Below are 6,642 nucleotides of genomic sequence, written 5' to 3' on the forward strand. Positions count from 1 at the left end.
TATCACTATCCGATTCACCGCCTGGAAGACGAGGAAACCGCTCACATGAACGTGCAAAAAATGATGGATCTGCCTTTGGAAGGGCAACGCGTACTGATTCGTGAAGACCTGAACGTGCCGATTAAGCACGGCAATGTCTCAAGCGATGCACGTCTGAAAGCGGCGCTGCCTACCATTCAGGCGGCGATGAAAGCGGGTGCTAAGGTCATGCTGATGAGTCACCTTGGCCGCCCAACCGAAGGTGATCCCGCTGAGGAGTTCTCACTCGCCCCGGTAGCCAAACATTTAAGCGACCTGCTAGGCCAACCGGTCGAGCTGATCAGCGACTATCTTGAGACACCGCCGACACTTGAAAATGGTCAGGTCGCGTTGCTTGAAAACGTTCGCTTTAACGTGGGCGAAAAGAAAGACGCAGAACAGCTCGCCAAACAGTACGCGGCGCTATGTGATGTATTTGTAATGGATGCCTTTGGTACCGCTCATCGCGCTCAGGCCTCTACCCACGGCGTTGCTCGCTTTGCGCCCAGTGCATGTGCGGGCCCGCTGTTGGCGCAAGAGCTCGATGCGCTTGAAAAAGCCTTGGCTAATCCGGCGCGCCCCATGGCTGCGATTGTGGGCGGCTCCAAAGTCTCTACCAAACTTGATGTGCTCAATTCGCTGTCGGACAAGTGCGATCAACTGATCGTGGGTGGCGGCATTGCCAACACCTTTATTGCCGCAGCAGGCTATAATGTGGGCAAATCGCTCTATGAAGCCGACCTGGCTCCCCAAGCGAAGGCACTGATGGAAAAAGTCTCCATTCCATTACCCACCGACGTTGTCGTGGCGACCGAATTTTCTGAATCAGCCGATGCGGTGGTTAAACCGGTCGACCAGGTTAACGATGATGAAATGATTCTGGATATTGGCCCTGAAACCGCCGCTCATTTGGCCAGCATGCTCAAGAGTGCGGGTACCATTTTATGGAATGGCCCAGTGGGCGTATTTGAGATTGACCAGTTTGGTAAAGGCACGGAAGTTATCTCCCAGGCCATTGCTGATAGCAATGCGTTTTCTATTGCGGGCGGGGGTGATACGTTAGCCGCCATCGATAAATACGCGATTGCGGATCGCGTCTCGTATATCTCAACCGGGGGCGGCGCTTTCCTTGAATATGTTGAGGGCAAGCAGTTGCCTGCCGTTGCCGCGCTCGAAGCAGCCGCCAAACGCGGTTAACATTAAACGAATTGAACCTGCATATTTTCGCACTCGTTCACACTGATAACTAAAGAAGGTGACCCCATGGCTTTGATCAGCATGCGTCAGATGCTCGACCACGCTGCCGAATATGGCTACGGTATTCCGGCGTTCAACGTTAATAACCTTGAGCAGATGCGCGCCATCATGGAAGCAGCTGACGCGACCGATTCGCCCGTTATCGTTCAAGCCTCAGCAGGCGCGCGTAAATACGCAGGAGCCCCTTTCCTGCGCCACCTGATTCTGGCGGCCGTTGAAGAATTCCCGCATATCCCGGTGGTTATGCACCAGGACCATGGCACCAGCCCTGCCGTGTGCCAGCGCTCTATTCAGCTGGGTTTCTCATCGGTCATGATGGATGGCTCGCTGGGTGAAGATGGTAAAACACCGACTGACTACGCCTACAACGTTGATGTGACGCGTCGCACCGTAGAAATGGCTCACGCTTGTGGCGTTTCCGTTGAAGGTGAGCTGGGCTGCCTGGGTAGCCTCGAAACCGGCATGGCCGGTGAAGAAGACGGCATTGGTGCAGAAGGCAAGCTGGATATGGAACAGCTTCTCACCGACCCGGAAGAAGCCGCCGAGTTTGTTAAAGCTACCCACGTAGATGCCTTGGCCATCGCCATCGGCACGAGCCATGGGGCGTATAAATTCACCAGGCCGCCGACAGGCGATACGCTATCTATTCAGCGTATCAAAGAGATCCACGCGCGTATTCCAGATACTCACCTGGTCATGCACGGCTCCTCTTCTGTACCCCAGGAGTGGCTTGAGGTGATCAACCAGTACGGCGGCGAAATTCCGGAAACCTACGGCGTGCCGGTTTCCGAGATCGTTGAAGGCATCAAGCACGGCGTACGTAAGGTCAATATCGATACCGACCTGCGCCTGGCCTCTACTGGCGCCGTACGTCGCTTTATGGCTCAGAATCCGTCTGAGTTTGATCCGCGCAAATTCCTCAAGGAAACCGTTACCGCCATGCGCGACCTGTGTATCGCTCGCTACGAAGCTTTTGGTACCGCGGGCAACGCCAGTAAGATCAAGCCGATCAACCTTGAAGAGATGTTCAACCGCTACGAGCGTGGCGAGTTGGATCCGAAAGTTAAATAAATTCAAGCATGACGTAAGTTAAAAGACGGCCAGTTGGCCGTCTTTTTTGTGGTTAACACTCAGCCGATACACATAAATACTGCGCCGCAGCATAAAGAAGCCAACACTGAACAGCCGTTTTTTAGCCCAAGCATGATGAAAGAGAACCAGCGTGTGACGGAGAAACTTGAAGCCAGTATGGAGGCGGGTTTCGCCATGCAAAAAACGTTACTGAATATGCTCAGCGGACAACATGTGCCCTGGTGGGTCACCAGCCGTCAGGCTATGCAGCCTTGTCACCTGCGTAGCAGTGCCAATTCGCGCCGTTTATCGCGCTAGTCATAACAGGTTCGGGCGCCGTTATCACTTGGCCTATAACGGTGCCTCGCCGGTTATCGCTATTTCTTCGTTAACGCATCGTGCATAACGGGTTTATTGCGGCACTCGCTACAAAAAATTACGAAACAGTGTTCACAAAAGCCTAAAAATCTCGTTCAATAGGCATTTGGTAGGCTTCAACCAACACTGGTAGCGTTTAAGTCGCTGCAAGGAACCACAATGCCGCTCCCACTTTTGCTGTTTGACTGTGATGGCACCCTCGTCGATAGTGAGCCTCTTTTAGCTGAAGAAATGTCGATAGGGCTTAACTCTATAGGACTGCCCTTCGTACCAGCTGACTACCTTGGTGAGTTTCGGGGAGCCCGGTTCCGACGCATCGTGACCGAGTTACAACAACGCTACGGCGAAGTGGACCCTGACCAACTCGCCCACGTGGAAGGCGCCATGCGGGCCAATCTGGCTAACCGCCTTGCTGAAGAGCTGACACTAATACCTGGCGCCAGAGAGGCGCTGGATAACTTGTCAGACTATCCAAGTGCCGTTGTTTCCAACGGTCCTGAAACCAAAATTCGCACGGCACTTCAAGCCACCGGCCTAAACGATTACTTTGGTCATCGTCTGTTTAGCGGCTATACCGCTAACTGCTGGAAGCCGGAACCCTGTTTGCATCTGCACGCAGCCAGTATCATGGGCTATAGTGCGCATGACTGTATTGCAATTGATGACGCCTTGGTGGGTGTTCGTGCGGCACTTGAGGCCGGAATGACGGTCATTCATTTAAATCGCTTTCCCGATGCCGAAGAGACGCCAGAAAACGCTATCATGATTAGTAATATGTACCAGCTACCCACCGTTATTGAGCGCCTTTACCAAAAAGCCTGGAGCCTCCCCATGCCACAACGCTCAGTAGGAGGGTGACAATGGCCTCTTTACGCGACCAGCTTGGTGGGCTTGTATACTCAACGGAGCATGGTAAAACGTGCCCGGAGTGCCGTGAGGCACTGGATGCCTGTAGCTGTGAGGAAAACAGTGAGCAAGCACGCCTTGCTGCGCTGGATGGTATCGTACGCATTCGCCGTGAAACCAGTGGTCGTAAAGGTAAAGGTGTTACGACCATTAGTGGTATCCCACTGCCCAGCGCGGAACTAAAAGCGCTGACGAAAACGCTTAAAAAGCGCTGCGGCACGGGAGGAGCCGTCAAAGACGGCATCATTGAGATTCAAGGCGACCATCGAGATACGTTACGAGAAGCACTAGCCGCGCAAGGTTATCAAGTTAAGCTAGCTGGCGGTTAATCCGTTTCTCTCATCAGGCCTGCTATAAGGCAGGCCGTTAAAAGGCAAGGCACTGCAATGGTTTGGCTGGAATACCTGCTACCGCTCATCTTCTTATTTCCCATGGCTGCGATGGGCGGCATCGTATTAGCCCTGCGCAGCCTGCATGATGCGCGCGTTGAGTCGCCTTTTGATGCGCCACTGCGTGAACCAGGGCAAGCATTACGCCATCGCCTTGATCAGGCCTTCTCAAGCCTTTTCTTAAATGGTGCTTTAGGTCCGATTATTAGCCTGGCCCCGTTGGTATACGGCATGGGAAGAATGTTGTTTGTCAGTCAACAAGATTGGGTGGAGTGGGCACTCTATGGCCTGTTAAGCACCCTGCTTGTGTTAACGTTTTCCTTGTTATTGATACGTGACTACCAGCGCATCCGGCGGCTAAAACTTGGTCTTGCTTGCGAACTGGCGGTTGGCCAGGAGCTTGAGCGGCTTATTCGTCCTGAGGCACATCCTTACTACGTATTCCATGATGTACCAACCGACAGTTTCACTATCGATCACGTGGTGGTTACGCCGTATGGTGTGTTCGTGCTGGAAACGCGGGCACGTGCATTAGCCATTGGCTCAGACGGCCGAGAGCTTAATACCGTGGCGGTTGAACGCGAGCGTTTACGCTTTCCTCATTGGCATGAGCGCCGCCCTCTTCACAAGACACGTCAAGCCGTTAGCTGGCTCACGCAGTGGCTTGAACGGCGCTGCGGTGTGCCGGTCCCCGTACGGGGCGTGCTCGTATTGCCCGGCTGGGAAATTGACACTACCGAGGCAACAGGCGATGTACTGGTGGTCAGTGGAGAGCAGCTTGCCAAGCAGCTCACTGACCTCAAACCTGGCACGCTAAGCGATCCGATCCATGACAAGATCATTTATTTGCTAATGGAAAGGGCGAGGCTGGTAGAGTTACGTCATCTCCGCCAGCCATCGGTCTGATGCGTTATTGCTTAATCGCCGCGTAAACGCCCCCCCATCTCCTGAGCAAGATCAACTGCATAGTGGTCGGTCATCCCGCCGATAAAGTCCAGCATGCGTCGATAGCTATCGTAAAGCGGCCAGGAGGGCAGCGGCGTATTCTCTCCTATTAGCGCCAGTACACGCTGATGCTTGAAGGATGACTGTCCGGTATGGTGCAACTCATGAGCGGCGCCAATAAAAGCCTCCAGTAGAATGCCTAGAGTGGTGTAGGCGCCAATCTCTAGTTTGGCCTTACGCTCATTTTGGAAAATACGCTCGCGGGCCAGCTGCTTCGCTGCCTGTACGCCCCAGCCTAAATCCGGGTGGCACAGCTCAAGCAGATCCTCTTTTAGCGTGCCGTTTAACAGCGCCTGTTCATGCTGCACAAAAACCGCACCGACATCGTTAACCGCACGCTCCATGGCAGCACCGCGTAATAGGGCAATACGTCGGCGCTGCGATACCTGACGCTCCTCCATATCCGCATACTCAGGCGGAAACTCCCCAGCCACTTGACGAAGGATTTCCACGACTTCTTCATAACGCAGAATGCCCATTTCCAGGCCATCTTCCAGGTCCAGCAGGGCATAGCAGATATCATCGGCCGCTTCGACTAGCCAGGCCAACGGATGGCGACACCAGCGCTGGTCCCCCTGAGGCAGCAGACCCACTGCGTCGGCGACCTCTTTTAAGAGCGCCTGTTCAGACTGATAACAGCCAAACTTACCCGCTCGCCCGCTATAGCGCACGGTCCAGGGGTACTTCAGCAAGGTTCCAAGTGTTGCGGCCGATAAACGCATACCGCCGTTAAACTGGTTATATTCGATCTGGGTAATAACACGAAAGCCCTGCGCATTGCCTTCATACGTGAGCAGGTCTTCCCGCTCGGCTTCTGACAAGCCATCCAGCAAGCCGCTACCTTGTGCGCGGCGAAACCAGTCGCGGATCGCGTACTCTCCGGCATGGCCAAAAGGCGGATTACCAATATCATGGCCCAGACAAGCGGTTTGCACGATAACACCCATATCAGCAGGCGTAATCCATTCTGGCAGACGATCATGTAAAAGTTCACCGACAATCATGCCTAAAGAGCGGCCCACACAGCCCACTTCCAGCGAGTGAGTCAAACGTGTGTGGATATGATCATTTTCAGTTAACGGGTGTACTTGGGTTTTACGCCCCAAGCGGCGAAAGGAACCTGAAAAAACAATTCGGTCATGGTCTTTATGAAAGGGGCTACGGCCAATTTCGCGCGTGTTATCCGGGCGTTGATCGTGCAGACGTCGTGGGGAAAGTAACTGGTCCCAGCGCATTTGTGTCATGGCAATCCTCCTTAATGAGTGCATTTTGACACAAACGGTGGTCCGGCGTGAGTGATGAGTGTCAGTGCCGGGGGTGTATTGCAGGAGCTGACTCCAATCAGCGATGCGCCGCCCCGCTGGGATGGGATGGGAGTAAGTTGGTACGGTGGCCTCTTCCCCCCGGGCACCTAGCGGCGCCTTCGCCGGCTGAAGCCAGCTCCCACATTAGAATGACGGCGCCCCATAGCGTTGTAGATTATGGGCTGGCCTGCCCCTGGTTGTGGGAGCTGGCTTCAGCCGGCGATGCAGCACAAAGTGCTGCTGGGGTAGCGGCTGATCCATCACGCTGAAGAGTGCCTTGCTGTCTTTTCCTGCATGCAAAAAAAATCCCCCGC

General features: G+C 54.2%; 7 protein-coding genes. 6 read left to right on the plus strand and 1 reads right to left on the minus strand.

Going from position 1 to position 6,642, the window contains the following annotated elements:
- Nucleotides 1-45: 45 nt before the first annotated feature.
- From ACT3RQ_RS16965 to ACT3RQ_RS16990, 6 genes are all read left to right on the plus strand, one after another.
- The gene (locus ACT3RQ_RS16965) at nucleotides 46-1,215 is read left to right on the plus strand and encodes a phosphoglycerate kinase (protein ID WP_444680940.1); all 1,170 of its coding nucleotides are present in this window, start codon (nucleotides 46-48) and stop codon (nucleotides 1,213-1,215) included.
- Nucleotides 1,216-1,281: 66 nt separating this feature from the next.
- Nucleotides 1,282-2,346 carry a class II fructose-bisphosphate aldolase gene (gene fba / locus ACT3RQ_RS16970; RefSeq protein WP_193054565.1) on the plus strand — a complete coding sequence of 355 codons (1,065 nt, stop codon included), beginning with the start codon at nucleotides 1,282-1,284 and terminating at the stop codon, nucleotides 2,344-2,346.
- A 153-nt stretch (nucleotides 2,347-2,499) separates the two neighbouring features.
- Nucleotides 2,500-2,664 (plus strand): hypothetical protein, encoded by a 165-nt coding sequence (locus ACT3RQ_RS16975; RefSeq protein ID WP_444622581.1) that lies wholly within the window; start codon nucleotides 2,500-2,502, stop codon nucleotides 2,662-2,664.
- A gap of 219 nt (nucleotides 2,665-2,883) precedes the next feature.
- The gene (locus tag ACT3RQ_RS16980) at nucleotides 2,884-3,582 is read left to right on the plus strand and encodes an HAD family hydrolase (protein WP_444622582.1); all 699 of its coding nucleotides are present in this window, start codon (nucleotides 2,884-2,886) and stop codon (nucleotides 3,580-3,582) included.
- A 2-nt stretch (nucleotides 3,583-3,584) separates the two neighbouring features.
- Entirely contained in the window at nucleotides 3,585-3,959 is a 375-nt protein-coding gene (locus ACT3RQ_RS16985; protein ID WP_444622583.1) for a translation initiation factor Sui1, read from the plus strand.
- A gap of 57 nt (nucleotides 3,960-4,016) precedes the next feature.
- A complete protein-coding gene (locus tag ACT3RQ_RS16990) occupies nucleotides 4,017-4,925 on the plus strand; it encodes a nuclease-related domain-containing protein (protein ID WP_087109891.1) in 909 nt (302 codons plus the stop codon).
- Between the two features lie 11 nt (nucleotides 4,926-4,936).
- Here the strand turns inward: ACT3RQ_RS16990 and ACT3RQ_RS16995 are convergent, their stop codons facing one another.
- Nucleotides 4,937-6,268, minus strand: a complete 1,332-nt coding sequence (locus ACT3RQ_RS16995; RefSeq protein WP_441679714.1) for a deoxyguanosinetriphosphate triphosphohydrolase — start codon at nucleotides 6,266-6,268, stop codon at nucleotides 4,937-4,939.
- Nucleotides 6,269-6,642 lie beyond the last annotated feature (374 nt).

It is taken from the genome of Halomonas sp. AOP43-D1-4 (genome assembly GCF_052446175.1).
Classification (GTDB): domain Bacteria; phylum Pseudomonadota; class Gammaproteobacteria; order Pseudomonadales; family Halomonadaceae; genus Vreelandella; species Vreelandella citrativorans.